Annotated in this window: 23 protein-coding genes; 5 read left to right on the top strand and 18 right to left on the bottom strand. The window is 62.8% G+C overall.

Going from position 1 to position 24653, the window contains the following annotated elements:
* Positions 1-34 precede the first annotated feature (34 nt).
* Positions 35-595 (top strand): class I chromate reductase ChrR, encoded by a 561-nt coding sequence (gene chrR / locus AC5O5I_RS08335; RefSeq protein WP_494512334.1) that lies wholly within the window; start codon positions 35-37, stop codon positions 593-595.
* A 164-nt stretch (positions 596-759) separates the two neighbouring features.
* On the opposite strand, the gene AC5O5I_RS08340 is transcribed toward chrR, so the two are convergent.
* A complete protein-coding gene (locus AC5O5I_RS08340; RefSeq protein ID WP_172221339.1) occupies positions 760-2832 on the bottom strand; it encodes a TonB-dependent receptor family protein in 2073 nt (690 codons plus the stop codon).
* A gap of 218 nt (positions 2833-3050) precedes the next feature.
* Between AC5O5I_RS08340 and AC5O5I_RS08345 the strand changes: the two genes are divergently transcribed.
* Genes AC5O5I_RS08345 through AC5O5I_RS08355 form a run of 3 tightly spaced genes read left to right on the top strand, consistent with a single transcriptional unit; the run spans position 3051 to position 4012 of the window.
* Positions 3051-3299, top strand: coding sequence for a helix-turn-helix domain-containing protein (locus AC5O5I_RS08345; protein WP_172221336.1), 249 nt, complete (start codon positions 3051-3053; stop codon positions 3297-3299).
* A 10-nt stretch (positions 3300-3309) separates the two neighbouring features.
* A complete protein-coding gene (locus tag AC5O5I_RS08350; RefSeq protein ID WP_172221333.1) occupies positions 3310-3657 on the top strand; it encodes a head completion/stabilization protein in 348 nt (115 codons plus the stop codon).
* Complete coding sequence (locus AC5O5I_RS08355) at positions 3650-4012, top strand: hypothetical protein (RefSeq protein WP_172221329.1); 363 nt, start codon at positions 3650-3652, stop codon at positions 4010-4012. Before AC5O5I_RS08350 ends, AC5O5I_RS08355 begins: the two co-directional genes overlap by 8 nt.
* On the opposite strand, the gene AC5O5I_RS08360 is transcribed toward AC5O5I_RS08355, so the two are convergent.
* On the bottom strand, positions 4009-4401 hold the full coding sequence (locus tag AC5O5I_RS08360; protein ID WP_172221326.1) for a helix-turn-helix domain-containing protein: 393 nt from the start codon (positions 4399-4401) through the stop codon (positions 4009-4011). The two genes, AC5O5I_RS08355 and AC5O5I_RS08360, sit on opposite strands and share 4 nt — an antisense overlap.
* Positions 4402-4600: 199 nt before the next feature.
* On the opposite strand from AC5O5I_RS08360, the gene AC5O5I_RS08365 reads away from it, so the two are divergent.
* On the top strand, positions 4601-4864 hold the full coding sequence (locus AC5O5I_RS08365) for an Ogr/Delta-like zinc finger protein (protein ID WP_172221323.1): 264 nt from the start codon (positions 4601-4603) through the stop codon (positions 4862-4864).
* A gap of 101 nt (positions 4865-4965) precedes the next feature.
* Here the strand turns inward: AC5O5I_RS08365 and nuoN are convergent, their stop codons facing one another.
* The 16 genes from nuoN to AC5O5I_RS08445 all read right to left on the bottom strand — a co-directional run bounded on the left by nuoN (position 4966) and on the right by AC5O5I_RS08445 (position 24566).
* Positions 4966-6435 carry an NADH-quinone oxidoreductase subunit NuoN gene (nuoN, locus tag AC5O5I_RS08370; protein ID WP_172221320.1) on the bottom strand — a complete coding sequence of 490 codons (1470 nt, stop codon included), beginning with the start codon at positions 6433-6435 and terminating at the stop codon, positions 4966-4968.
* Between the two features lie 7 nt (positions 6436-6442).
* The gene (gene nuoM, locus AC5O5I_RS08375; protein WP_172221317.1) at positions 6443-7975 is read right to left on the bottom strand and encodes an NADH-quinone oxidoreductase subunit M; all 1533 of its coding nucleotides are present in this window, start codon (positions 7973-7975) and stop codon (positions 6443-6445) included.
* 43 nt (positions 7976-8018) lie between these two features.
* Positions 8019-9872, bottom strand: coding sequence for an NADH-quinone oxidoreductase subunit L (nuoL, locus tag AC5O5I_RS08380; RefSeq protein ID WP_494512335.1), 1854 nt, complete (start codon positions 9870-9872; stop codon positions 8019-8021).
* On the bottom strand, positions 9869-10177 hold the full coding sequence (gene nuoK / locus AC5O5I_RS08385; RefSeq protein WP_003251446.1) for an NADH-quinone oxidoreductase subunit NuoK: 309 nt from the start codon (positions 10175-10177) through the stop codon (positions 9869-9871). Before nuoK ends, nuoL begins: the two co-directional genes overlap by 4 nt.
* 3 nt (positions 10178-10180) lie before the next feature.
* Positions 10181-10681 carry an NADH-quinone oxidoreductase subunit J gene (nuoJ, locus tag AC5O5I_RS08390; RefSeq protein ID WP_172221311.1) on the bottom strand — a complete coding sequence of 167 codons (501 nt, stop codon included), beginning with the start codon at positions 10679-10681 and terminating at the stop codon, positions 10181-10183.
* A 10-nt stretch (positions 10682-10691) separates the two neighbouring features.
* Entirely contained in the window at positions 10692-11240 is a 549-nt protein-coding gene (nuoI, locus tag AC5O5I_RS08395) for an NADH-quinone oxidoreductase subunit NuoI (protein ID WP_172221308.1), read from the bottom strand.
* 11 nt (positions 11241-11251) lie between these two features.
* Complete coding sequence (gene nuoH, locus AC5O5I_RS08400) at positions 11252-12259, bottom strand: NADH-quinone oxidoreductase subunit NuoH (RefSeq protein ID WP_172221305.1); 1008 nt, start codon at positions 12257-12259, stop codon at positions 11252-11254.
* On the bottom strand, positions 12256-14970 hold the full coding sequence (gene nuoG, locus AC5O5I_RS08405; protein ID WP_172221302.1) for an NADH-quinone oxidoreductase subunit NuoG: 2715 nt from the start codon (positions 14968-14970) through the stop codon (positions 12256-12258). The genes nuoH and nuoG overlap by 4 nt, the downstream gene beginning before the upstream one ends.
* Before the next feature lie 131 nt (positions 14971-15101).
* Positions 15102-16463 carry an NADH-quinone oxidoreductase subunit NuoF gene (gene nuoF, locus AC5O5I_RS08410; protein ID WP_172221299.1) on the bottom strand — a complete coding sequence of 454 codons (1362 nt, stop codon included), beginning with the start codon at positions 16461-16463 and terminating at the stop codon, positions 15102-15104.
* Positions 16460-16957, bottom strand: a complete 498-nt coding sequence (gene nuoE, locus AC5O5I_RS08415; protein WP_012273294.1) for an NADH-quinone oxidoreductase subunit NuoE — start codon at positions 16955-16957, stop codon at positions 16460-16462. The genes nuoF and nuoE overlap by 4 nt, the downstream gene beginning before the upstream one ends.
* 2 nt (positions 16958-16959) lie before the next feature.
* Positions 16960-18741, bottom strand: a complete 1782-nt coding sequence (nuoC, locus tag AC5O5I_RS08420) for an NADH-quinone oxidoreductase subunit C/D (protein WP_172227870.1) — start codon at positions 18739-18741, stop codon at positions 16960-16962.
* 78 nt (positions 18742-18819) lie between these two features.
* A complete protein-coding gene (locus tag AC5O5I_RS08425) occupies positions 18820-19497 on the bottom strand; it encodes a NuoB/complex I 20 kDa subunit family protein (protein ID WP_172227868.1) in 678 nt (225 codons plus the stop codon).
* A gap of 10 nt (positions 19498-19507) precedes the next feature.
* Positions 19508-19921 carry an NADH-quinone oxidoreductase subunit A gene (locus AC5O5I_RS08430; protein ID WP_003251427.1) on the bottom strand — a complete coding sequence of 138 codons (414 nt, stop codon included), beginning with the start codon at positions 19919-19921 and terminating at the stop codon, positions 19508-19510.
* Between the two features lie 383 nt (positions 19922-20304).
* Positions 20305-20967, bottom strand: coding sequence for a lysoplasmalogenase (locus tag AC5O5I_RS08435; protein WP_172227866.1), 663 nt, complete (start codon positions 20965-20967; stop codon positions 20305-20307).
* Positions 20968-22015: 1048 nt separating this feature from the next.
* Positions 22016-23341 (bottom strand): isocitrate lyase, encoded by a 1326-nt coding sequence (aceA, locus tag AC5O5I_RS08440; protein WP_033699180.1) that lies wholly within the window; start codon positions 23339-23341, stop codon positions 22016-22018.
* 490 nt (positions 23342-23831) lie between these two features.
* Positions 23832-24566 carry a secretin N-terminal domain-containing protein gene (locus tag AC5O5I_RS08445; protein ID WP_372242444.1) on the bottom strand — a complete coding sequence of 245 codons (735 nt, stop codon included), beginning with the start codon at positions 24564-24566 and terminating at the stop codon, positions 23832-23834.
* Between the last annotated feature and the right edge of the window lie 87 nt (positions 24567-24653).

The following is a 24653-nucleotide window of genomic DNA, read 5'->3' on the forward strand; positions in this document are numbered from 1 at the left end:
ACGTCCCTTTACCCAGCAAAGGTTGGAATTGCCCATGAGCCAGGTGTATTCGGTAGCGGTTGTAGTCGGCAGCTTGCGCAAGGATTCGTACAACCGCAAGGTCGCCCGCGCACTTTCGGAGCTGGCGCCGTCCAGCCTTGCCCTGAAAATAGTCGAAATTGGCGATTTGCCCCTGTACAACGAGGATGTCGAGGCCGACGCGCCCCCTGAAACATGGAAGCGCTTTCGCGACGAGATCCGCCGTAGCGATGCGGTGCTGTTCGTCACCCCGGAGTACAACCGCTCGGTGCCGGGTTGCCTCAAGAATGCCATCGATGTGGGCTCACGGCCCTACGGGCAAAGCGCCTGGAGTGGCAAGCCGACTGCGGTGGTGAGTGTGTCGCCGGGGGCGATTGGTGGTTTTGGCGCCAACCATGCGGTGCGCCAGTCGCTGGTGTTTCTCGACATGCCGTGCATGCAAATGCCCGAAGCCTATATCGGCGGGGCGGCCAGCCTGTTCGAAGACTCGGGCAAACTCAACGACAAGACCCGGCCGTTCTTGCAGGCGTTTGTCGACAAGTTCGCTTCGTGGGTGAAGTTGATCCGGGCGGTTTGATTGGCTAGCACACAACCCCTCTAGGAGCGGCCTTGTGTCGCGAAAGGGCCGCAACGCGGCCCCGGCAATAGGTGCATCAACGCTAAAGTCCCGGGGCCGCTCTGCGGCCCTTTCGCGACACAAGGCCGCTCCTACAATGACCCGCGCTGACTGGCCCTGGGTGGTTAGCGGAAGCTGTAGGAAACCCCGGCATACACGCCAAACCCTTCACCCGGCGTCGAGCGGGCGTTGTCGTTACCGGCGTCGTTGTAGGCAGGCGTCACTGTCGCCGCATACCGCTTGTTGGTCAGGTTGCGCAGGTCCAGCCAGGTCTGCCAGTCCTGCTTCGGCGAATCCCAGCCCAGGCGCGCGCCAAGCAAGGCATATTCGTCGGCGTGGTAGCTGTTGGCATAGTCCACCTGCACTTTCGACGCCATCTGCGTGTTGATTCCGGCATAGAAGCCGCTTGGCCAGTCGTAGCGCAGTTCGGCCTGGTAGTAGTGCATCGGGATGCCGGGCAGGAGGTTGTCGCCAAACTTGTCGTCATCACGGTAATGGAAGTCGCTGAAGGTGTAGGCCTGGCGCAGGCTGAGCCTGCCAGTGCCGGCACGTTCCCACAGGGTGCTGTCCAGGCCTGCCTCGACGCCCTGATGCACGGTAGCGCTGGCGTTGAATTCCGACGTGAAATTCGGCACCACTTCCACGGCCAGCAGTTCATGGCGCACCTGCGAGTAGTACCAGGCCAGGTCCCAGCTGCCGAGCGCGGAGTCGCCACGGGCGCCCAGTTCCAGGGTGGTGGCAGTCTGGTTCTGCATCTCGATGGGCTGGATCTGCTTGCCGCCGACGCTTGGCGAGCTCCAGATCAGCGACCACGGGTGGGGTGGCTCTACCGAACGGCTGAGGTTGCCGTAGACCTGCAGGTCTGGGCGGATGTCGTAGCGCAGCCCCAGGCGTGGTGCATAGTCCCAGTCATGCATGCTCACCTTGCCACCTTCGGCAGGGTAGGTGACGTCACTCTCGCGGCGGGTGTAGATCATTGCCAGGCCGGTGGTCAGCCACAGGTTGGGCACCAGCTCCAGGTCGTTGCCGGCATGCACCACGGTGTCGGAACCCTGGTAAGTGAAATCGCGGGTACGTGCACCGAACACGTCGCCATTGCGCGCGAACTGCGAAGCGCCGCTGTTGGGCAGGTGCTTGGTGGTACGCCAGCCCACGGTAGTCTTGCTTTCGTGGCCGAACAGGGTGTCGCGGCGGAAATAGTTGAGCGTACCGCTGACATCGGTGTAAGCCACTTTCAGGCGCATCGGGCCTTCGCGAAGGTCCATCGGGTAGTCATGGTAAACCAGGCCGGCTTCCAGACGCGCGTCATCTTCGAGGTAGAAGGTGGTCTTGTTGCCGACCCAGGTGCTGCCCGGTTGAGGGCGGCTGTCGTCGCGGGCCAGATAGGCAGGGTTGGCCGCGCGCGGATGGTGCTTGATCTGGTCCTTGGTCAGGCGCCCGGCCAGTTCGTTCCGGGTTTCCCGGTAGCGAAGGTAGAAACGGGTTTCCAGGTTGGGGTTGAAGCGGTAGCCGACATTGGCGGCAATGCCTTTGGCGCTGCCGCTGCTGTGCGCCTGGTAACCGTCATACTCGGAATCGGTCAGGGCCACGTAGTAATCGAGGTTGCCCAGTACCTGCCCGGAACTGATATGCCGGTGCTGGTAGCCGCGGCTGCCGACCTCGTAGCGCACCTGCAGCGGTGCTGCGTCGTACCCGGTATGGGTGACGTAGTTGATGGCGCCACCCAGTGCCAGCGCGCCCTGGTCGAAGCCATTGGCGCCGCGCAGTACTTCGGCACGGCTTAGCCACAGCGGCTCGAACAGCTCGTAGGGCGTACCGCCCGGGCCGGTCAGCGGCAGCCCGTCGAACATGGTGTACACCCCGGAACCGTGCGCGCCCGGCGCACGGTTGATACCCGAGCCGCGGATCGACAGCTTGATGCCGTCGTTGCCCGCCGATTGCGCGAACACGCCAGGCTGGTAGGCCAGCACGTCCTGGTTGCTGGCCACCCGGCCTTGCCCTACGCGCTGCATATCCACCAGATTGCTGGCACCCGGCACTTCGCGCAGGCGTTCGCTGGCTGCCGTCAGGTCGTTCTGTTCCTCATCGGTGATCAGCACCTGGCCCAGTTCGACCGAAGATGCCGCCAAGGCGGGCTGAGCGCTGCCAAAAGCAGCCAGCAGGCCAAGGCAGGACGAGAAGGGCAAAACGCAACGCATTGTACGACTCCAGGCGATAGGCGAATGAACAACGGCGTTGAGACGAGCGAAATGCCGCTTGGAGCACGAAGAAAGTCAGCAAATTTCGCGCAACCTTCATCAAACAGTTTTGTACGAAGTTTCTTTACAGTCCGCCGTAGTGGTGGCGTGCGGCGTGCGCTTCGTAAGGTGACTGCAGATCGGCAGCGATGCCTCGCAATCACCCGTGGAGCTCAAACATGACTGACAAGACCCGACACTCGCAGCAACCCTTGGCGGACGCTCCGGTTCGCCTGACGCCACGTGAACAGCAAGTCCTGTTGTGGTGTGCGTACGGCAAAAGCTCCTGGGAGATCGGGCAGATCCTCGAGTGCCGGGAGTCGACAGTGAACTTCCATGTGTCCAACATCCTGCGCAAGTTCGATGTGCCCACCCGCGTGGCGGCGGTGATCAAGGCCATTCGTTACGGCATGCTGGCCGGACAGTGAGGGGATAATCATGAGCAGCGATCCTCGGCTACCGCGCTTTGCCGATTGCCATGACCCGTTCTGGCCAAAAGTGGACCTGGGCACATTGCGTGAGCGCCTCAGGCTGCAGCGCCAAGTCGGTGATGCCGCGCTGGAAGTGGCGGCACGATGCGCTGTCATCGGTGCGGCACGTGAATTCGCCCACTGGCGAGCGGTGCTGCGTGCGCGGGGCTACAAGCGCCTGGCGGATGTGGCCGGGCATGACCCTGGGCGAGCCTTGGGCGTGTGCTACATCCGGTTTGTGGAGGCAGCGGTCATGCACAGCCTGGGTTCGACTGCCGACCTTCGTGTACCGCAGCGGAGGGCGGCGCATGGCTGAGGCATCGCTGTCCGGCACCTTGTCGCCCGCATTGTTGGAACTGCTGAGGGTGGACGGCAGTGTACTGTTTGCCGCCCTGCTGGGGGCACTGCTGGTGGGCGCGGCGCGCGACCGGTTGATCACCAACAAGGCCAGGCGCCTGACGCTTGGCAAGAAACTGCTGCTGGTGTTCGTGACCGTGGGGGTGGGCTACCTGTTCGAACCGCTGGTGTCATCATTGGCGCCCTTGCTGACCCGGGGCATGTCGGCATTCGTTGCCGCCGTGGTGGTGATTCCCATCAGTCTCAAGGTCATGGTCTGGCTCGACACGCTGGACCTGCGGGAAATCATTCAGCGCTGGCGGCGTCGAGGTTAGCCACCGCCGATAGTGGGCAAGTGGAGGGTCAGCTCGCTTATCCGTTGCTCCAGCTGCTGGATGCGCTGCCTGTCCTTGATGAACAGCAGGGTGGCCTGGCGATCACCTGGCGACAATGCCCTCAGCCGTTCGAGCATCTCGCGTTCCCAGTCACCATCACCTTGGAGCCCTGGGCCGGGGGCCATTTCACCTAGCAGCAACCAGTCAAGGGAACACGCATGCTGCCTGGCGATATCTACGCACAGGGAGTACGGCACGCTGTCGCGGACTTTCCAACTGCTCAGCGTCTGCGGGCTGATCGACAGCTTGCGGGAAAGTTCGGCATCGGACTGCGCGCCGGTCAGCAGCTTGAGGCGGGTGAGCACAGCTGCAAGTACGTGAGTACTCATAACAGATATCCATGACTGGTTTAATGATATTTCATGGGCTTAAACTACTCGTTACGAATACATCCCTGCGTATCAAGGAGCACTTTGCAATGAGCAACACCCAACCGAAGAATAGGTCAGCCTTTGCAGGTAATACTGACACAGTTGAACGATCATTCTCACAGAATAGTGGCCTGAACAGTGCCTGCAGGTACTTGCCGTGAGTACTTACAAACTGGTTTGCCCGCATTGCCACAGCCGCATGCGCATACGCACAAGTGAAGGCCGCCACATTTTCCTGCGAATCGCCTATCTGCAATGCACCACCGAGGCATGTGGCTGGTCGGTACGCGCCGAGTTCGAAATGACCCATGAACTTTCGCCAAGTGGCATGCCCAACCCCGAAGTTTACCTGCCTTCGGCCTATGGTGATCTGCGCAAGGCCGCGCTGCCTGCGGCAGCCCCCGGCTACGCGGAGGAGTGAGGCGGCTATTGGATGTAGATAGACGCACGTGCAGATAAAAACCGCGCAGATAAAAAAACACCCCGCAGGTGCGGGGTGTCTTTGTTTTTTTGCCGGACAGGTCAGCCGATCAGTTGCAGGCCTGCCTGCTGGACCATTTCCAGCAGCGGTTGCGGGTAGACACCCAGCACGAAGGCGAGAATGGCGATGGCCAGCAGCATGACGCCGCCGGTGCGCTGTTCCCATTTCAGCGGGGCGTCGTGGCGACGCAGGTTCGGCTCGACCAGGTACAAGGTGACCATGACACGCAGGTAGTAGTACACGCCAATGGCGCTACCGATCACCAGGGCACCGACCAGCCACCACAGGTGCGACTCGACGCCGGTGGCGATGATGTAGAACTTGCCGATGAAGCCGGCGGTCAGCGGGATACCCGCCAGCGACAGCATCATCACGGTCAGTACCGCGGTCAGGTACGGGCGGCGCCAGAACAGGCCGCGGTACTCGTACAGTGCATCGGCGTCACGGCCGCCATAAGGCGAGGACATCAGGGTGATGACACCGAAGGCGCCCAGGCTGGTGATCACGTAGGTGACCAGGTATACGCCCATGGCTTCCAGTGCCAGGCCCTTGCTGGCGACCAGGGCAATGACCAGGTAGCCGAAGTGGGCGATGGACGAGTAACCCAGCAGGCGCTTGAGGTTGCTCTGGGTCAGCGCCAGCAGGTTGCCGATCAGGATCGAGGCCACGGCGATCACAGCCAGCACGGTGCTCAGCGCGCCGCTGCTGGCAGCAGGGGAGAGCATGAACAGGCGCACGACCACGGCAAATACCGCGACCTTGCTGGCGGTGGCCAGGAACGCGGCGACCGGCGCCGGGGCGCCTTCGTACACGTCCGGGGTCCACAGGTGGAAGGGTACCAGCGACAGCTTGAAGGCCAGGCCGACCAGCATCATGCCCAGGCCCAGCTGGGCCACCAGGCTTGGCATGCTGGTGGTAGCCAGGGCCTTGCCGATCTGGTCGAAGCTCAGGCTGCCGGCGTCGGCGTACAGCAGCGCCATGCCGAACAGCAGGAAGGCCGAGCCCGCAGCCGACAGCACCATGTACTTGATGCCGGCTTCCAGTGATCGCTTGTTGAAGAAGGCATACGCCACCAGGCCGTAGACCGGTACCGACAGCAGCTCCAGGCCGATGAACAGGCCGGCCAGGTGGTTGGCGCTGACCAGCACCAGGCCACCGAGGGCCGACATCAGCAGCAGCAGGTACAGTTCTTCACGGTTGCCCGGGAAGCCTTTGGAGCCTTCGCCGAGGTAGGCGTGGGCAAGGGTGACGCAGGCCAGCGTCGCCACCAGGATGATCGCCATGTACAGGCAGGCGAACTTGTCGATGGTGATCAGCGGGGTGACCGCCAGCGGCGCGACTTTCAGCGCCGGCAAGATCGACAGCAGGGCCAGGTTGAGGCCCACGGTGGACAGCAGGAAGGTCTGCGAGTGGTTGCGCTTCCAGGCGATCGCCAGCATCACCACCACGGTGGTGATGGTGGTGATCAGCATCGGCGCCAATGCGATGAAGTGTTGAGTGGTGAATTCCATAGCGCTCTTACCGGGCCGAAGCGAGTTGAGTGAAAGCGGAACCGAGCCACTGCTGCACACCACTCATGGTGGCGGCAGAGGTGTCGAGGAACGGCTGCGGATACACGCCCAGCAGAATCAGCAGCCCCGCCAGGCCCAGCACCATGATCATCTCGCGGCCGTCCATGCCGGCCAGCACGGTGTCGCTCTTGGCTGGGCCGAAGTAGGCGCGGTGGATCATGATCAGCGAGTACACCGAGCCGAAGACCAGGCCGGTGGTGGCGATCACGGTGATCCAGGGCACGTGGGCGAAGCTGCCGATCAGGATCAGGAACTCGCCAACGAAGTTGCCGGTGCCTGGCAGGCCCAGCGATGCGGCGGCGAAGAACAGGCTGATAGCCGGCAGGTACGCGATGCGGTGCCACAGGCCACCCATCTGACGCATGTCACGGGTGTGCAGGCGCTCGTACAACTGGCCGGACAGGATGAACAGCGCGGCTGCCGACAGGCCGTGGGCCAGCATCTGGATCACCGCGCCTTGCAGGGCCTGCTGGCTGCCGGAGTAGATGCCGATCAGCACGAAGCCCATGTGCGAGACGCTGGAGAAGGCGATCAGGCGCTTGATGTCGGTTTGCGCGAAGGCCAGGAAAGCACCGTAGAAGATACCGATCAGGCCCAGGGTCATGGCGATGGGCGCAAACTCTGCCGAGGCATTCGGGAACAGCGGCAGGGCGAAGCGCAGCAGGCCGTAGGCTGCGGTCTTCAGCAAGATGCCCGCCAGGTCCACGGAGCCTGCAGTCGGTGCCTGGGCGTGAGCGTCAGGCAGCCAGGAGTGGAATGGCACCACCGGCAGTTTCACCGCAAAGGCGATGAAGAAGCCCAGCATCAGCACGTACTCGACGCCAGCCGGCAGTTCGGCCTTGAGCAAGTCGCTGTAGTTGAAGGTGAGCACCCCGGTGGTGTTGTAGTTCACCAGCACCAGGCCAAGGATCGCCACCAGCATGATCAGGCCGCTGGCCTGGGTGAAGATGAAGAACTTGGTCGCCGCGTAGATCCGGGTCTTCTTGCCGTCTGCCGAGCTGTGACCCCAGAGCGCGATGAGGAAGTACATCGGCACCAGCATCATTTCCCAGAAGAAGAAGAACAGGAACAGGTCCAGCGCCAGGAACACACCGACCACGCCGCCCAGGATCCACATCAGGTTGAGGTGGAAGAAGCCGACGTGGCGCTGGATTTCTTTCCAGGAGCACAGTACCGACAGCACACCGAGCAGGCCGGTGAGCAGGATCATCAGCAGCGACAGGCCGTCGAGGGCCAGGTGGATGCTGATGCCGAAGCGCTTGATCCACTCGACTTTGTATTCGAGTGCCCAGTGCGGTTCGGCGCCCGGTGCCGGGGCCAGGGTGTAGTCGCCGTGGGCCCACAGCCACAGGCCGATACCCAGCAGCAGAGACATGGTCAGCAGTGCGATCCAGCGCGGCAGGGTGGCGCCGAAGCGCTCACCCAGCCAGCACAGAAGGCCGCCGATGAAAGGAATCAGGATCAGCCAAGGCAAAATCATGACGGGTTGGTTTCCTTTGGCAAAGTCGCAAGGTTCTTCATAGTCATACCGCAGCCACTACCACAGCGCCCAGCACCAGTACGGCGCCGACGGCGATCGAGGCGGTGTACCAGCGCAGCTGGCCGGTCTCGGTCTTGCTCATGGCAACGTTGCCGCCGCGAGCCATGCGAGGGATCAGGCCGATGCTGCGGTCCACCGGGTCCTTGCGCAGGATGTGGCAGATCAGCAGGTAAGGTTTGACGAACAGCTTGTCGTAGATCCAGTCGAAGCCCCAGGCAGCGAACCACCAGGCCGACAGGACCCGGCCGATGCTGCTGTTGGCCACTGCGCTGACGAAGCTGCGCTTGCCCAGGAACAGCAGGGCCGAGAGCAGGATGCCGGCGATGGCGATGGCACCCGAGGTGATCTCCAGCGCGTGCTTGGCTTCGCCACCGGCGTGGCCGGCGCTTTGTGGCAGCACACCTGCCAGCGGCGGGGTGATCCAGGCGCCGACGAAGGTCGACAGCACGATCAGCACGCCCAGCGGCAGCCAGTGGCTGATGCCGTGGCCGGCGTGGGCTTCGGTCTTGGCTTCGCCGTGGAAGGCGATGAAGATCAGGCGGAAGGTGTACAGCGAGGTCATGAACGCGCCCACCAGGCCGGCGTACAGCAGGCCGGTATTGCCGCTGGCGAAGGCTTCCCAGAGGATCTCGTCCTTGGAGTAGAAGCCCACGGTCACGATCGGCAGGGCCGCCAGGGCAGCACCACCGACCACGAAGCTGGCGTAGGCCAGCGGCAGTTTCTTCCACAGGCCGCCCATCTTGAAGATGTTCTGCTCGTGGTGGCAGGCAACGATCACCGCACCGGAAGCAAGGAACAGCAGGGCCTTGAAGAAGGCGTGGGTCATCAGGTGGAAGATTGCCGCGTCCCAGGCACCAACGCCCAGGGCCAGGAACATGTAGCCGATCTGGCTCATGGTCGAGTAGGCCAGGATACGCTTGATGTCGGTTTGCACCAGCGCGGCGAAGCCGGCCAGTACCAGCGTCACGCCACCCACCACGCCAACCAGGTGCAGGATGTCCGGCGCCAGCAGGAACAGGCCGTTGGTACGGGCGATCAGGTACACGCCCGCGGTCACCATGGTTGCAGCGTGGATCAGTGCCGAAACCGGCGTCGGGCCAGCCATTGCGTCGGCAAGCCAGGTCTGCAGTGGCAGCTGGGCCGATTTACCGACCGCACCACCCAGCAGCATCAGGGTTGCCAGCACCATCCAGGTGTCGCCCGCCTGGAACTTCTGCGGTGCCAGCACCAGCAGTTCCTGCACGTTCAGGGTACCCAGCTGGGCGAACAGGATGAACAGGCCGATGGCCATGAACACGTCGCCGATTCGGGTGACGATGAACGCCTTGAGTGCCGCGTTACCGTTGTTGCGGTTGCTGTAATAGAAGCCGATCAACAGGTACGAGCACAGGCCCACGCCTTCCCAGCCAAAGTAGATGAACAGCAGGTTATCGCCCAGGATCAGGAACAGCATGCTGGCGATGAACAGGTTGGTGTACGAGAAGAAGCGCGAGTAGCCGGTTTCGCCACGCATGTACCAGGACGCGAACAGGTGGATCAGGAAGCCGACGCCGGTGACCACGCCGAGCATGGTGACCGACAGGCCATCCACGTACAGGGTGAAGTTTGGCGCAAAGCCATCCACCGACATCCACTGCCACAGCAGCTGGCTGTACGCGCCGCCTTCAGGCGGGGCGACGTTGAACTGCCAGATGACGTAGGCGGCCACGGCGGCCGACAGGCCCACCGAGCCGACGCCGATCAGGGCGGACAGGTTCTCCGAGAACCGCCCGCGCGAGAACGACAGCAGCAGGAAGCCGATCAGGGGGAAGACGAAAGTCAGGAAGATAAGGTTCATCCGCGCATCTCACTGGCAGCATCGATGTCGAGAGTGTGGAAGCGGCGATACAGCTGCAGCAGGATGGCCAGGCCGATACTGGCCTCGGCGGCCGCCAGGCTGATCACCAGAATGAACATCACCTGGCCGTCGGGCTGCACCCAACGGGCACCGGCGACGACGAACGCCAGGGCAGAAGCGTTCATCATGACTTCCAGGCTCATGAGCACGAAGAGGATGTTGCGGCGGACCATCAGGCCAACCAGACCTAAGCAGAACAGGATGCCGGCGACCGCCAGACCATGCTCGAGAGGGATAGCACCCATGATTTACTCCTTCGCCTCGTTTCGGCCCAGGTGGAAGGCGGTGACAGCCGCGGCCAGCAGCAGCATCGACGCCAGTTCGACCACCAGCAGGTACGGGCCGAACAGGCTGATGCCCACTTCTTTCGGGCCCACGGTGGTCCCGCTGATGCCGGCGCCACTCGGGGTGACGAACAGCACGTACAGCAGCTCCAGCAGCAGCAGGGCGCCGAGAATGACCGGCCCTGCCCAGATGCCGGGCTTGAGCCATCCGCGTTCCTGGGCGACCGAGGCCGGCCCCAGGTTGAGCATCATCACCACGAACACGAACAGCACCATGATGGCGCCGGCGTAGGCGATCACTTCCAGGGCGCCCGCGAACGGCGCACCGAGGGAGAAGAAGATCATCGCCACGGAAATCAGCGAAATGATCAGGTAGAGCAGGGCGTGCACAGGGTTGGTGCCGGTAACCACCCGAAGGGTGGAGACCACGGCGATCCCGGATGCGAAGTAGAAAGCGAATTCCATCTTTCTGTCCTTATGGGAGCAAGCTCTTCACGTTGATCGGCTCGGCTTCGTTCTGCGCAGAGCCCTTCGGCTTGCCAGCGATCGCCATACCCGCAACACGGTAGAAGTTGTAGTCAGGGTTCTTGCCGGGGCCGGAGATCAGCAGATCTTCTTTCTCGTACACCAGGTCCTGACGCTTGAACTCGGCCATTTCGAAATCCGGAGTCAGCTGGATCGCGGTGGTCGGGCACGCCTCCTCGCACAGGCCGCAGAAAATGCAGCGCGAGAAGTTGATGCGGAAGAACTCCGGGTACCAGCGTCCGTCGTCGGTCTCGGCCTTCTGCAGCGAGATGCAGCCAACCGGGCAGGCCACCGCGCAGAGGTTGCACGCCACGCAGCGCTCCTCGCCGTCGGGGTCGCGAGTGAGGACGATGCGGCCGCGGTAGCGCGGCGGCAGGTACACGGGTTCTTCGGGGTACTGCAGGGTGTCGCGCTTGCGGAACCCGTGGGAGAACACCATTGCCAGGCTGCGCAGCTGGGTGCCGGTGCCCTTAACGATGTCGCCGATATACTTGAACATGGGTCAAATCCTCACTGGGCCGCGACGGCTGGCGTGTTGTAGAGCACGATCGCAGCGGTCACCAGCAAATTGATCAGGGTCAGCGGCAGGCAGAACTTCCAGCTGAAGTCCATCACCTGGTCATAGCGTGGGCGCGGGATCGAGGCGCGCAGCAGGATGAACAGCATGATGAAGAACGCGGTCTTCAGGGCAAACCACAGGAACGGCAGTTGCGGCAGGATGCCGAACGGGCCGTGCCAGCCGCCGAAGAACAGGGTTACCAGCAGCGCCGAGATGAGGATGATGCCGATGTACTCACCGACGAAGAACATGCCCCATTTCATGCCGGCATACTCGATGTGGTAGCCGTCAGCCAGTTCCTGTTCCGCTTCAGGCTGGTCGAACGGGTGACGGTGGGTCACGGCGACGCCAGCGATGAAGAAGGTGCAGAAGCCGAAGAACTGCGGAATGATGAACCACAGGTTCTGGGCCTGGTATTCAACGATGTCGCGCATGTTGAACGAACCCACCTGCACCACCACGCCCATCAGCGCCAGGCCCAGGAACACCTCGTACGACACGGTCTGTGCCGAAGCACGCAAGCTGCCCAGCAGGGCGTACTTGTTGTTCGACGACCAGCCGGCAAAGAGCACTGCATAAACAGAAAGCCCGGCCATGGCGAAGAAGAACAGCAGGCCGATGTTCAGGTCGGCGACGCCCCAGCCCGGTGTGATCGGGATGATCGAGAAGCCGATCAGCAGCGCGCTCATGGCCACGACCGGGGCCAGGGTGAAGATCATGCGGTCGACGAAGGGCGGGTTCCAGTCCTCCTTGAAGAACATCTTCAGCATGTCGGCAGCGATCTGGAACATGCCGAACGGGCCGACACGGTTCGGACCGTAGCGGTCCTGCCACCAGCCCAGCAGGCGACGTTCGACAAAGCTCAGCAGCGCGCCGCAGACCACTACGGCCAGCAGCACCACAATGGCCTTGACGACCTGAATGATCACATCGATCACTTCGGGGGTGAACCAGCTCATTGTGCTGCCTCCTGCAGGCCTTCGATGGATGCACCGAAGATGGCAGGCGGGATACCGGCCAGGCCTTTCGGCAACGCGACCAGGCCTGCGCCCAGCTCTTCATTGATGCGCAGCGGCAGGCGCAGGGCCACACCGGCCACGGTCAGGCTCAGCAGCGCACCTTCGTTGACGCCCAGGCGATCGGCTTCGGACTTGGCCAGGGCCACGTAGGCAGCCGGGATGCGCTGTTGCACCGGAGCGGCGCGCGAGGAGCTTTCTTCGCTGCCGAACAGGTGGAAGAACGGCACGGCAGTCCAGGTACCACGGGCCGGGTTGAACGCGCCCGGAATGGCGTTGAACCAGTTCAGGCGGTCGCCTTGCGACTCGATCAGGCGTACGCCCGGGTCACCGGCACGCAGGTGACCACCGACCTCGTCCTGGAACTTGTTCCAGGCTTGCGGCGAGTTCCAGCCCGGCGACCAGGCGAACGGCACTTGCTGGCGCGGTTCGGCCGAACCCGAGTAGCCTTCCATGGAGAAGGCGAACGCGGTGTCCTTGTCTTGCGGGGTGCGTGGCTCATGCACACTGATGTTGGCACGCATGGCGGTACGGCCGGAGTAGCGCAGCGGCTCACGCGCCAGTTTCATGCCCTTGATGCGGAACGCGGCGCTTGGCGCGGCGTTGACGATGCCGGCCAATTGCGGGGCGGCTTCGGCACAGGCGCTGGTGACGTGGTCGAGCTGGGTCCAGTCGACCGGCTTGTTCAGCAGGGTGGCACGCAGGGCGTGCATCCAGCGCCAGCCTTCGTGGACCAGGATGCTGCTGTCCAGGTACTGCGGGTCGAACACCTGGAAGAAGCGCTGGGCACGGCCTTCCTGGCTGACCAGGGTACCGTCGCCTTCGGCGAACGAGGCGGCTGGCAGCACCAGGTGGGCACGGTCGACCGTCGGGGTTTTCGAGTGGTCGGCGACGATCACCACCTTGGCCGCAGCCAGGGCTGCATCGACCTTGGCCGCCGGCAGGCGGGCGTACAGGTCGTTTTCCAGCACGACGATGGCATCGGCCTTGCCGCTGATGACTGCGTCCAGCGCGGCATCGACGGACTCGCCACCGAGCATGGCCAGGCCGATACTGTTGGCTTCAGGTACCACCAGGCTCAGCGAGCCGTTCTTCTCGCGCAGATTCAGGGCCTTGGCGATGTTGGCGGCGGCTTCGATCAGTGCCGGGTCGGCCAGCGAGGTACCGGCAACCACCAGTGGGCGCTTGGCTGCGACCAGGGCGTCGGCGATGCGCTGGGCCAGGGCCTTGGCTTCGTCGTCAAGGCCGGCTACTGCTGGTGCGCTCGGGTCGATGGCGTGGGCCACCGCGAAACCGATGCGCGCCAGGTCGGCAGGGGCGGCGTGCACACATTCTTCGGCGACGTCGTCCAGCTTGGTTTCAGCCAGCGAGGCGATGAACAGCGGGTACAGCGCGTGCTGGCCGATGTTCTTCACCGCGGCGTCGAGCCATGGCTGCACTTTCATTGCTTCGGCCATAGCCTCGGCCTTGCCTTTGGTGGCTTGGCGCACGGCCAGGGCGACGCGGGCAGCGGTCTGGGTCAGGTCTTCACCAAGCACGAACACGGCGTCGTGGTCTTCGATGTCGCGCAGGGTCGGCACCGGCAGCGGGCTGTTGTTCAGCACGTTCAGGGCCAGGCGCACGCGGGCCAGTTCGCCGGCTTCCATGCCCGAGTAGAAATACTCGGCGCCGACCAGCTCACGCAGGCCGTAGTTGCTTTCGAGGCTGGCGCGTGGCGAGCCGATACCGACGATGGTACGGCCACGCAGCAAGTCGGCGGCCTTGTCCAGAGCGGCGTCCAGGCTCAGCTTGGTGCCGTCTGCCAGGCGTGGCTGGCGTGGGCGATCGGTGCGGTTGACGTAGCCGTAACCGAAGCGGCCACGGTCGCACAGGAAGTACTGGTTGACCGAGCCGTTGAAGCGGTTCTCGATCCGGCGCAGTTCGCCGTAGCGCTCGCCCGGGCTGATGTTGCAGCCGCTGGAGCAGCCGTGGCAGATGCTTGGGGCGAACTGCATGTCCCACTTGCGGTTGTAGCGCTCGGAGTGGGTCTTGTCGGTGAACACGCCGGTCGGGCAGACCTCGGTCAGGTTGCCGGAGAACTCGCTTTCCAGCACGCCGTCTTCGACGCGGCCGAAGTACACGTTGTCGTGGGCGCCGTAGACGCCCAGGTCGGTACCACCGGCGTAGTCCTTGTAGTAGCGCACGCAGCGGTAGCAGGCGATACAGCGGTTCATCTCATGTGCGATGAACGGGCCGAGGTCCTGGTTCTGGTGGGTACGCTTGGTGAAACGGTAACGGCGCTCGTTGTGGCCGGTCATTACCGTCATGTCCTGCAGGTGGCAGTGACCGCCTTCCTCGCATACCGGGCAGTCGTGCGGGTGGTTGGTCATCAGCCATTCGACGACGCTGGCGCGAAACGCCTTGGACTCATCGTCTTCGATGGAGATCCAGGTGCCGTCGGAGGCAGGGGTCATGCAGGACATGACGATACGACCACGGGTGTCGTTTTCGTCGGTGTACTGCTTGACCGCACACTGCCGGCAAGCGCCGACGCTACCAAGCGCCGGGTGCCAGCAGAAATAAGGGATATCGAGGCCTAGCGACAGACACGCCTGTAACAGGTTGTCTGCACCGTTGACTTCGAGCGCTTTGCCGTCTACGTGGATAGTGGCCATTGTTCAAAGTTCTTCGTTGGCCCGCGTGAGCGGGCGTGGCTAATGGAAATCTGTGCGCCTGCGGCACGCCTCGCTCGATGCGGGCCGGCCTGCAGGCTGGCGGGTGGCACGGACCACCCGCGTCTGTATTGTTACGCGCCGACCACAATCGGCTTCGCCAGGTTCGGGCGCAGGCTGGTAGCGCTTTCAGGCGCCACGCCGGCCTCGAACTCCGAGCGGAAGTATTTGATGGCACTGCCCAGCGGCTCGACGGCACCCGGTGCGTGAGCACAGAAGGTACGGCCAGGGCCGAGGAAGTTGACCAGCCCCAGCAGCGTCTCGATGTCTTCGGCGCGGCCCTGGCCATTTTCCAGTGCGCGCAGCATCTTCACGCTCCACGGCAGGCCGTCACGGCATGGGGTGCACCAGCCGCACGACTCGCGGGCAAAGAACTCTTCCATGTTGCGCAGCAGCGAAACCATGTTGACGCTGTCGTCCACCGCCATGGCCAGGCCGGTACCCATGCGGGTGCCCACCTTGGCGATGCCGCCGGCATACATTTGCGCGTCGAGGTGCTCGGGCAGCAGGAAACCGGTACCGGCGCCGCCTGGCTGCCAGCACTTGAGCTTGAAGCCGTCGCGCATGCCGCCGGCATAGTCCTCGAACAGCTCGCGGGCGGTAACGCCGAATGGCAGTTCCCACAGGCCCGGGTTCTTCACCTTGCCCGAGAAGCCCATCAGCTTGGTGCCGTGGTCTTCGCTGCCTTCACGGGCCAGCGACTTGTACCAGTCGTTGCCGTTGGCGACGATGGCAGGCACGTTGCACAGGGTTTCGACGTTGTTCACGCACGTCGGCTTGCCCCATACGCCGACGGCGGCAGGGAAGGGCGGCTTGGAGCGCGGGTTGGCGCGGCGGCCTTCCAGCGAGTTGATCAGCGCGGTTTCTTCACCGCAGATGTAGCGGCCGGCACCGGTGTGCACGAACAGCTCGAAATCGAAACCACTGCCCAGGATGTTCTTGCCCAGCAGGCCGGCGGCCTTGGCTTCATCGATGGCGCGGTTGAGGTTTTTTGCCGCGGTGGTGTATTCGCCACGCAGGAAGATGTAGCCGCGGTAGGCCTTCAGGGCGCGGGCGCTGATCAGCATGCCCTCGACCAGCAGATGGGGCTGTTGCTCCATCAGCATGCGGTCCTTCCAGGTGTTGGGTTCCATTTCGTCCGCGTTGCACAGCAGGTAGCGGATGTTCATGGATTCGTCTTTGGGCATCAGGCCCCACTTAACGCCCGTGGGGAAGCCCGCGCCGCCGCGGCCCTTGAGGCCGGAGTCCTTGACGGTCTGCACGATGTCGTCCTGCGACATCTCGCCCAGTGCCTTGCGCGCGGCAGCGTAGCCGTTCTTGGCCTGGTACTCGGCCAGCCATACCGGCTCGCCGTCGTCACGCAGGCGCCAGGTCAGCGGGTGGGTTTCGGCCGAACGCGCAATGCGGTTGGCCGGGCCGAAGGAAGTGATGGTCATACGTAACCCTCCAGCAGTTTGGTAACGCCAGCAGGCTGCACGTCGCCAAAGGTGTCGTCGTCGATCATCAGCGCCGGGGCCTTGTCGCAGTTGCCCAGGCAGCACACTGGCAGCAGGGTGAAGCGGCCGTCGGCGGTGGTCTGGCCGAGGCCGATGCCCAGTTCGCTCTGGATCTGGCTGACCACCGACTCGTGGCCGCCGATGTAGCAGACCATGCTGTCGCACACACGGATGATGTGGCGGCCGACCGGCTGGCGGAATATCTGGCTGTAGAAGGTGGCCACACCCTCGACGTCGCTGGCCGGGATGCCCAGCACCTCGCCGATGGCGTGGATGGCGCCGTCCGGCACCCAGCCACGTTCCTTCTGGACGATCTTCAGGGCTTCGATGGACGCCGCGCGCGGGTCCTCGTAGTGGTGCATTTCGTGCTCGATGGCCGAGCGCTCGGTTTCGCTCAGGGCGAAACGGTCGGTTTGGATAAGCGTGCTGTTCATGCTTAGCGGTCCACGTCAGCCATAACGAAGTCGATACTGCCCAGGTACGCAATGAGGTCGGCGACCATGCTGCCTTTGATCACCGAAGGGATCTGCTGCAGGTGCGGGTAGCTCGGGGTGCGGATCCGGGTGCGGTAGCTCATGGTGCCGCCATCGCTCGTCAGGTAGTAACTGTTGATGCCCTTGGTCGCCTCGATCATCTGGAACGACTCGTTGGCCGGCATGACCGGGCCCCACGAGACTTGCAGGAAGTGCGTGATCAGGGTCTCGATGTGCTGCAGGGTGCGCTCTTTCGGTGGCGGCGTGGTCAGCGGGTGGTCCGCCTTGTACGGGCCTTCCGGCATGTTGCGCAGGCACTGGTCGATGATGCGGATACTCTGGCGCATCTCCTCGACACGGACCATGCAGCGATCGTAGGCATCGCCGTTGTGGGCCAGCGGTACTTCGAACTCGAAGTTTTCGTAGCCGGAGTAGGGGCGCGCTTTACGCAGGTCGAAGTCGCAACCGGTGGAACGCAGGCCGGCACCGGTGGTGCCCCATTCCAGCGCTTCCTTGGTGGTGTACGCGGCGACGCCGACGGTACGGCCCTTGAGGATGCTGTTCTGCAGGGCAGCCTTGGTGTACTCGTCGAGGCGCTTGGGCAGCCAGTCGACGAAGTCCTTGACCAGTTTTTCCCAGCCGCGCGGCAGGTCGTGGGCGACGCCACCGATGCGGTACCAGGCCGGGTGCAGGCGGAAACCGGTGATCGCTTCGATCACGGTGTAGGCGCGCTGGCGGTCGGTGAAGGTGAAGAACACCGGGGTCATGGCGCCGACGTCCTGGATATAGGTACCCAGGAACAGCAGGTGGCTGGTGATGCGGAAGAACTCGGCGAGCATGATGCGAATCACGTCGACCTTCTGCGGCACCTTGATGCCCGCCAGCTTCTCGACCGCAAGCACGTACGGCAGGTTGTTCATCACCCCGCCGAGGTAGTCGATGCGGTCGGTGTAGGGGATGAAGCTGTGCCAGGACTGGCGCTCGGCCATTTTCTCGGCACCACGGTGGTGGTAGCCGATGTCCGGTACGCAGTCGACGATTTCTTCACCGTCCAGCTGCAGGACGATACGGAACGCACCGTGCGCTGAAGGGTGGTTGGGGCCGAGGTTGAGGAACATGTAGTCCTCGTTGGCGCCCTGACGCTTCATGCCCCAGGCTTCCGGGTTGAAACGCGCCGATTCCTCTTCAAGCTGCTGCTTGGCCAGGGTCAGGCTGTAGGGGTCGAACTCGGTCGCACGGGCCGGGTAGTCCTTGCGCAGCGGGTGACCTTCCCAGGTAGGCGGCATCATGATGCGGCTGAGGTGCGGGTGGCCGGCAAAGTCGATGCCGAACATGTCCCAGACTTCGCGCTCGTACCAGTTGGCGTTTGGCCAGATACCGGTAACCGTCGGCAGGTTCAGGTCGCCTTCGCTGAGCGACACCTTGATCATCACGTCGCTGTTACGCTCGACCGACAGCAAGTGGTAGAACACGCTGAAGTCGGCGGCGGGCAGGCCACGGCGCTGGGTGCGCAGGCGCTCGTCGACGCCGTGCAGGTCGTACAGCATGCTGTAGGGCTTGGCGACACCGCGCAGGAAGCTGAGCACCTCTTTGAGCTGGGCGCGCTTGACCCACAGCACGGGCATGCCGGTGCGGGTTTCCTGGGCGACGAATGCTTCGGCGCCAAAACGGTTGTGCAGTTCGACGACCACATCCTGGTCGTCAGCCTTGTAGGGCGGAATATAAATAGCGTTGTCCGCTGTCATGGTCTCGGTCGCTTTGGGTCAACGTTAAGAATGAAGCCAGGCCGCCGGCTCCAGGGGAGCGGGCGGCAGGTCGCTGGATCAGACTTCGTCGGGGCTGCGCAGGTTGGTTACGGCAATGCGCTGCTCACGACGCAGGTCTTTCTGGGCTGGCATCTCGGCACGGTAAATACCTTGATCACCAACAACCCAGGAAAGCGGGCGTCGTTCTTGGCCGATCGACTCCTGCAGCAGCATCAAGCCTTGCAGGAAAGCCTCAGGGCGCGGCGGGCAGCCGGGCACATAGACGTCCACGGGGAGGAACTTGTCGACCCCCTGAACGACCGAGTAGATGTCGTACATGCCACCGGAGTTGGCGCACGAGCCCATGGAGATGACCCATTTCGGCTCGAGCATCTGCTCGTACAGGCGCTGGATGATCGGCGCCATCTTGATGAAGCAGGTACCGGCGATGACCATGAAGTCGGCCTGACGCGGCGAGGCCCGGATGACTTCGGCGCCGAAGCGGGCGATGTCGTGGGGCGCCGTGAAGGCCGTGGTCATTTCCACGTAGCAGCAGGACAGGCCGAAGTTGTACGGCCAGAGGGAGTTCTTGCGACCCCAGTTGACCGCGCCACGCAGCACATCTTCGAGTTTCCCCATGTAGATGTTCTTGTGGACCTGGTCTTCCAGCAGCTGGTCGGTGACGGTTTCCCGATCACCTACCGGGTACTGCTCGTTGGGCGCATCCGGGTCGATTCTGGTGAGATTGTATTGCATTGCCAAAGCCTCATTGTTTCAGCTTCGCTTGCCGCTTGCGGCGACCTTCGGGAGCCCAATCAAGTGCCCCGACGCGCCAAAGGTAGACAAGACCTGCCAACAGAATTGCTATGAAAACGAGCGCTTCGACGAACCCGGTCCAGCCGCTTTCGCGGACGGACACAGACCATGCAAAGAGAAAGAGGGCTTCGATATCGAAGATCACGAACAGCATCGCGACCAGATAGAATTTGGCGGACAGGCGCAGGCGGGCGCTGCCGACGGGCAGCATGCCGGATTCGAAGGGTTCGTTCTTGGCGCGGCCCCAGGCCTTGCTACCGAGCAGGCTGGACAGGCCGAGCATGAAGGCGCACAGGCCGACGACACCCAGGAGGAAGATGGCAAAGCCCCAGTTGTGGGCGATGAGTCCTGCCGAATCGGACATGCTAGAAATCCTTATACAGAGACCCAGCTCTGCAGTCTGAAATAAGTGTAGAGCGGCGACTTGGTGTCGCACGTGCAGTGACCAAATGTCGCAGCTGAATCAATCGCGCTGATTTTATGGGTAAACCCCGTGCAAGTAAAATTTCTGTAGCACTTTTATTCGTAGGATTAAGAACAAAAACCTGATGTAACCGGCTGAAAGCCTTGGAATTCGGGCATTGCGTGCGGTTTTGTTAATTATGTTTCTTGCGCCTGGTAACGAATTACAATTTTCGTAATGATAATTAATACCATTTGAAGTGATGCCTTTTAATTGGGCTGTTCTGTGCCTTGTAAAGTTCAGCTGGCGATTCCTCCTACTTGCAGATGCGAACGTCTCGTGTTCTAGCAGCTTCCGGCGCCGCTTGCACCGCTCTGGGTCAATACTTTATCGATTGAGCGATGACCGACTGATGAAGCGATCGCCCACTGGCCGAGCCAGTAGGCGAGGATGATCAGGTACGGTGCGGCGGCAAACGGGCTGACAAAGCGGTCGATGCCTATCAGGCTGTCGGAGAATACGAACAGGCCGGCACCCAGTGCAGCCATGCCGCCGCAGGCCAGGGCTCGCCACAGCATGGCGCTGATGGCCAGCGCGTACAGGGCAACCGGGATCAATAGTGGGCCGAGGCCGTGGCTGGCGAGCACGCTGAACAGGGTGATGCCGATGAGGGTGCTGAGCAGGAGTGGGGCTAGGGCGGGACGCAAGGTCTGGCCGCAATAGGCGCGCAGGTAGGCCAGGTGGGCAAAGAGGAATGCGACCAGGCCGAACACGAACAGGTCGGCGGGGATGGCCAGCAGGATATCGCCGAGTACCGAGCAGGCCAGGCCAATCGAGATCCATGTGCGATAGGGTGAGGCGGGTGCGCTGCGCAGCCAGGCGATCATGGCCAGCACCGGGATGGGTTTGGCCAGCAAGGCGAGCAGGGTGTTGTCGCTGGCCAGTGCATATATATAGAGGGCTGCGGCGGCCAGGGCGAGAATCATCAGGTGGCTTGGACGAGGCATGGGCGGTCCTTGCTACTGTGCTGCCCCAAGCATAGACCTGATCCTGGGTTTTGCTTTGGCCTGTTTCGGCCCTTTGGCGGGGTAAGCCCTGCGCATTCGGTGTGGGAGCCGCGCTTGCCGGCGATGGGCCGCACAGCGGCCCCAACGTTTCAAGTCGCTCACAATCCGTCAGAATGGTGTCGCTTGTATTGGGGCTGCTTCGCAGCCGTCGCCGGCAAGCGCGGCTCCCACAGGCTCACTGCAGCCTTCGAAATGCGCGCAGTACGTTTGGGAGATCATCCAGCCCTTCCGGGTTCTCGCGCCGGGAATTCTGCGCGCAAGCCCTCCGCATTCGGTGTGGGAGCCGCGCTTGCCGGCGATGGGCCGCACAGCGGCCCCAACGTTTCAAGTCGCTCACAATCCGTCAGAATGGTGTCGCTTGTATTGAGGCTGCTTCGCAGCCCATCGCCGGCAAGCGCGGCTCCCACAGGATCACCGCGGCCTTCGAAATGCGCGCAGTACGTTTGGGAGATCATCCAGCCCTTCCGGGTTCTCGCGCCGGGAATTCTGCGCGCAAGCCCTCCGCATTCGGTGTGGGAGCCGCGCTTGCCGGCGATGGGCCGCACAGCGGCCCCAACGTTTCAAGTCGCTCACAATCCGTCAGAATGGTGTCGCTTGTATTGAGGCTGCTTCGCAGCCCATCGCCGGCAAGCGCGGCTCCCACAGGATCACCGCGGCCTTCGAAATGCGCGCAGTACGTTTGGGAGATCACCCAGCCCTTCCGGGCTGAGCTCTCGCGACGGGAACTCTGCGCGCTAGCCCTGCGCATTCGGTGTGGGAGCCGCGCTTGCCGGCGATGGGCCGCACAGCGGCCCCAACGTTTCAAGTCGCTCACAATCCGTCAGAATGGTGTCGCTTGTATTGAGGCTGCTTCGCAGCCTATCGCCGGCAAGCGCGGCTCCCACAGAGAGCGCGTCAAGCGGGTTCACCCGTGAAAGGCCGGTACCGTTAAAAATAAAGGCCCGGCGCTTTTACAAGCCCCGGGCCTTTACTCAACCGCCACCCACTATCAGTGGAACTGCTCTTCCTCGGTCGAGCCAGTCAGCGCAGTCACCGACGATGCCCCACCCTGAATCACGGTGGTCATGTCATCGAAGTAGCCAGTGCCCACTTCCTGCTGGTGGGCCACGAAGGTGTAACCCTTGCTGGCGTCAGCGAATTCCTGCTCCTGCAGCTTCACGTAGGCGGTCATGTCGTTGCGGGCGTAGTCGTGCGCCAGGTTGAACATGCCGTGCCACATGTTGTGGATGCCGGCCAGGGTGATGAACTGGTGCTTGTAGCCCATCGCCGACAGCTCGCGCTGGAACTTGGCGATGGTGGCGTCGTCCAGGTTCTTCTTCCAGTTGAAGGACGGCGAGCAGTTGTACGACAGGATCTGGTCCGGGTATTCCTTCTTGATCGCTTCGGCGAAGCGGCGGGCTTCGTCCAGGTCCGGCTTGGCGGTTTCGCACCAGATCAGGTCGGCATACGGCGCGTAGGCCAGGCCGCGGGAAATGGCCTGGTCGAGGCCGGCGCGTACCTTGTAGAAACCTTCACGGGTGCGCTCGCCGATCACGAACGGCTGGTCGTACGGGTCGCAGTCGCTGGTCAGCAGGTCGGCGGCGTTGGCGTCGGTGCGGGCCAGGATGATGGTCGGTACGCCCGACACGTCAGCGGCCAGGCGCGCGGCCACCAGCTTCTGCACGGCTTCCTGGGTCGGTACCAGTACCTTGCCACCCATGTGGCCGCATTTTTTCACCGAGGCCAACTGGTCTTCGAAGTGCACGCCGGCGGCGCCCGCTTCGATCATGTTCTTCATCAGTTCGTAGGCGTTGAGCACACCGCCGAAACCGGCTTCGGCGTCGGCCACGATTGGCGCGAAGTAGTCGATGTAGCCGTCGTCGCCCGGGTTCTTGCCTGCTTTCCACTGGATCTGGTCGGCGCGGCGGAACGAGTTGTTGATGCGCTTGACCACGGTCGGTACCGAGTCGACCGGGTACAACGACTGGTCAGGGTACATCGACTCGGCCGAGTTGTTGTCGGCGGCAACCTGCCAGCCGGACAGGTAGATGGCCTGGATGCCGGCCTTGACCTGCTGCACTGCCTGACCGCCGGTGAGGGCGCCCATGCAGTTGACGAAATCTTTTTCTGGGCGGAAGGACGGGTGGGCACCCTGGGTGACCAGCTTCCACAGTTTTTCTGCGCCCTGGCGGGCCAGGGTGTGCTCTGGCTGCAGGGAGCCACGCAGGCGAACGACATCAGCGGCGGTGTAGGTACGGGTCACGCCTTTCCAGCGCGGGTTTTCGGCCCAGTCTTTCTCGAGGGCTGCAATTTGCTGTTCGCGTGTCAGTGCCATGGAAATAAACCTCGTCGCATCGATCTTGGGTTAATTGTGCTGATGCTCGGAGCAGATCAGGAGCCAGGCGGCTGTCCTGTTCGCAGGAGTGCGGCGGCGAACGCGAAGGCTCGAAGGGGAAGGGTGGGCAGGCCAGGCGACGGTGTGCTCCGGCAGGTCGGCTCGTGGTTGCCTTGCTGCGGTGCTTCGCGATTGCCAGTACTGCGGTGATGCGCTTCCGTCCCTCGGGACAACTTCTTCGTTGCAGTCGCAATCCCGTCGAACCGCCTTGTGGGCCGTATAGACACGAGACGCCTCCAGGGGTGGGAGGAGTACGCCTCGAAGGCCCTTGCCAGGGCCCCTGATTAGCGGGAGCGAGGCCATCATGCCCTTGGGAAAAAGACACTGTCAAATGTTTTGTAGTGCTTTTTATTGCTTACTACATCTTTGGTCTAATGCGACTTGGCAGTCAGTTTCAAGGCCTTTGGTCGAGGCCTTGAATTGCCTGGTTTCAGTCTAGAAGGTCGACTTTGACACGCAAAGTCATGTTTTCACCGCGCTGGGTGCTGTAACTGCGGCTTGACGTGCTGCGCTCGGCTTGGCTCTGCTGGTTGTAGCCTGCCAGGGTGATCCATTCGCCAAGCTTGCCGGTGACGGTCGTGTCGGTACTTTGCACTTTCACTACATCTGCACGTTCGTGGCTGATGCGGTCATTATTGCTGCTTATTTGCAGACGCACCGTGTCGCCGCTGAGGCTTGGGATGACGTAGAAGCCTTGGGTCACATTGCGGTATTCGGTGTTGCTCTGGATGCGCCCGTAACCGTCGGTGCTGGTGCTGGTGATGGGGATGCTCTGGCCAACCTGGATCAAGGCTGGCTGGCCTTCGCTGGCTTGAATCTGCTGCAGGCCGCCTTCACGGTTGCTGGTGCCGTAATGGATGACGCGTGCATTGCCGCGGTTGTCCTGGAAGTTACTGTCACTGTTGTCGACGCTGATCAGCAGGCGTTTGGCGGCGGTGTCCAGTTGTTGCAGCAAGGTCCGCAGGTCGTCGATGCGTTCGGGGCTGGCGTTGACGATCAGCTTGTTCTCGAAGGCGCTGACGGTACCGTCCTTGCCGATGAACGCCTGCGCGGCGGGCAGCAGTTCGGCGCTGCTGCGGTGCTGCAAGGGTACGACTTCGGTGGCGGCCTGTGCGCTCAGGCTGACGGTCAGCAGCAGGGACGCGAGAAGGGGGCGTAGCGGCATGTCCATGATCTCCGCAGGTAGAGCCAACATGATGGCAAATTTGCAGGCTTTGTGCCGGATCTGGATCACGCATCGGCATCTGGGCGG

Source organism: Pseudomonas sp. 9_2_1, from assembly GCF_059295275.1.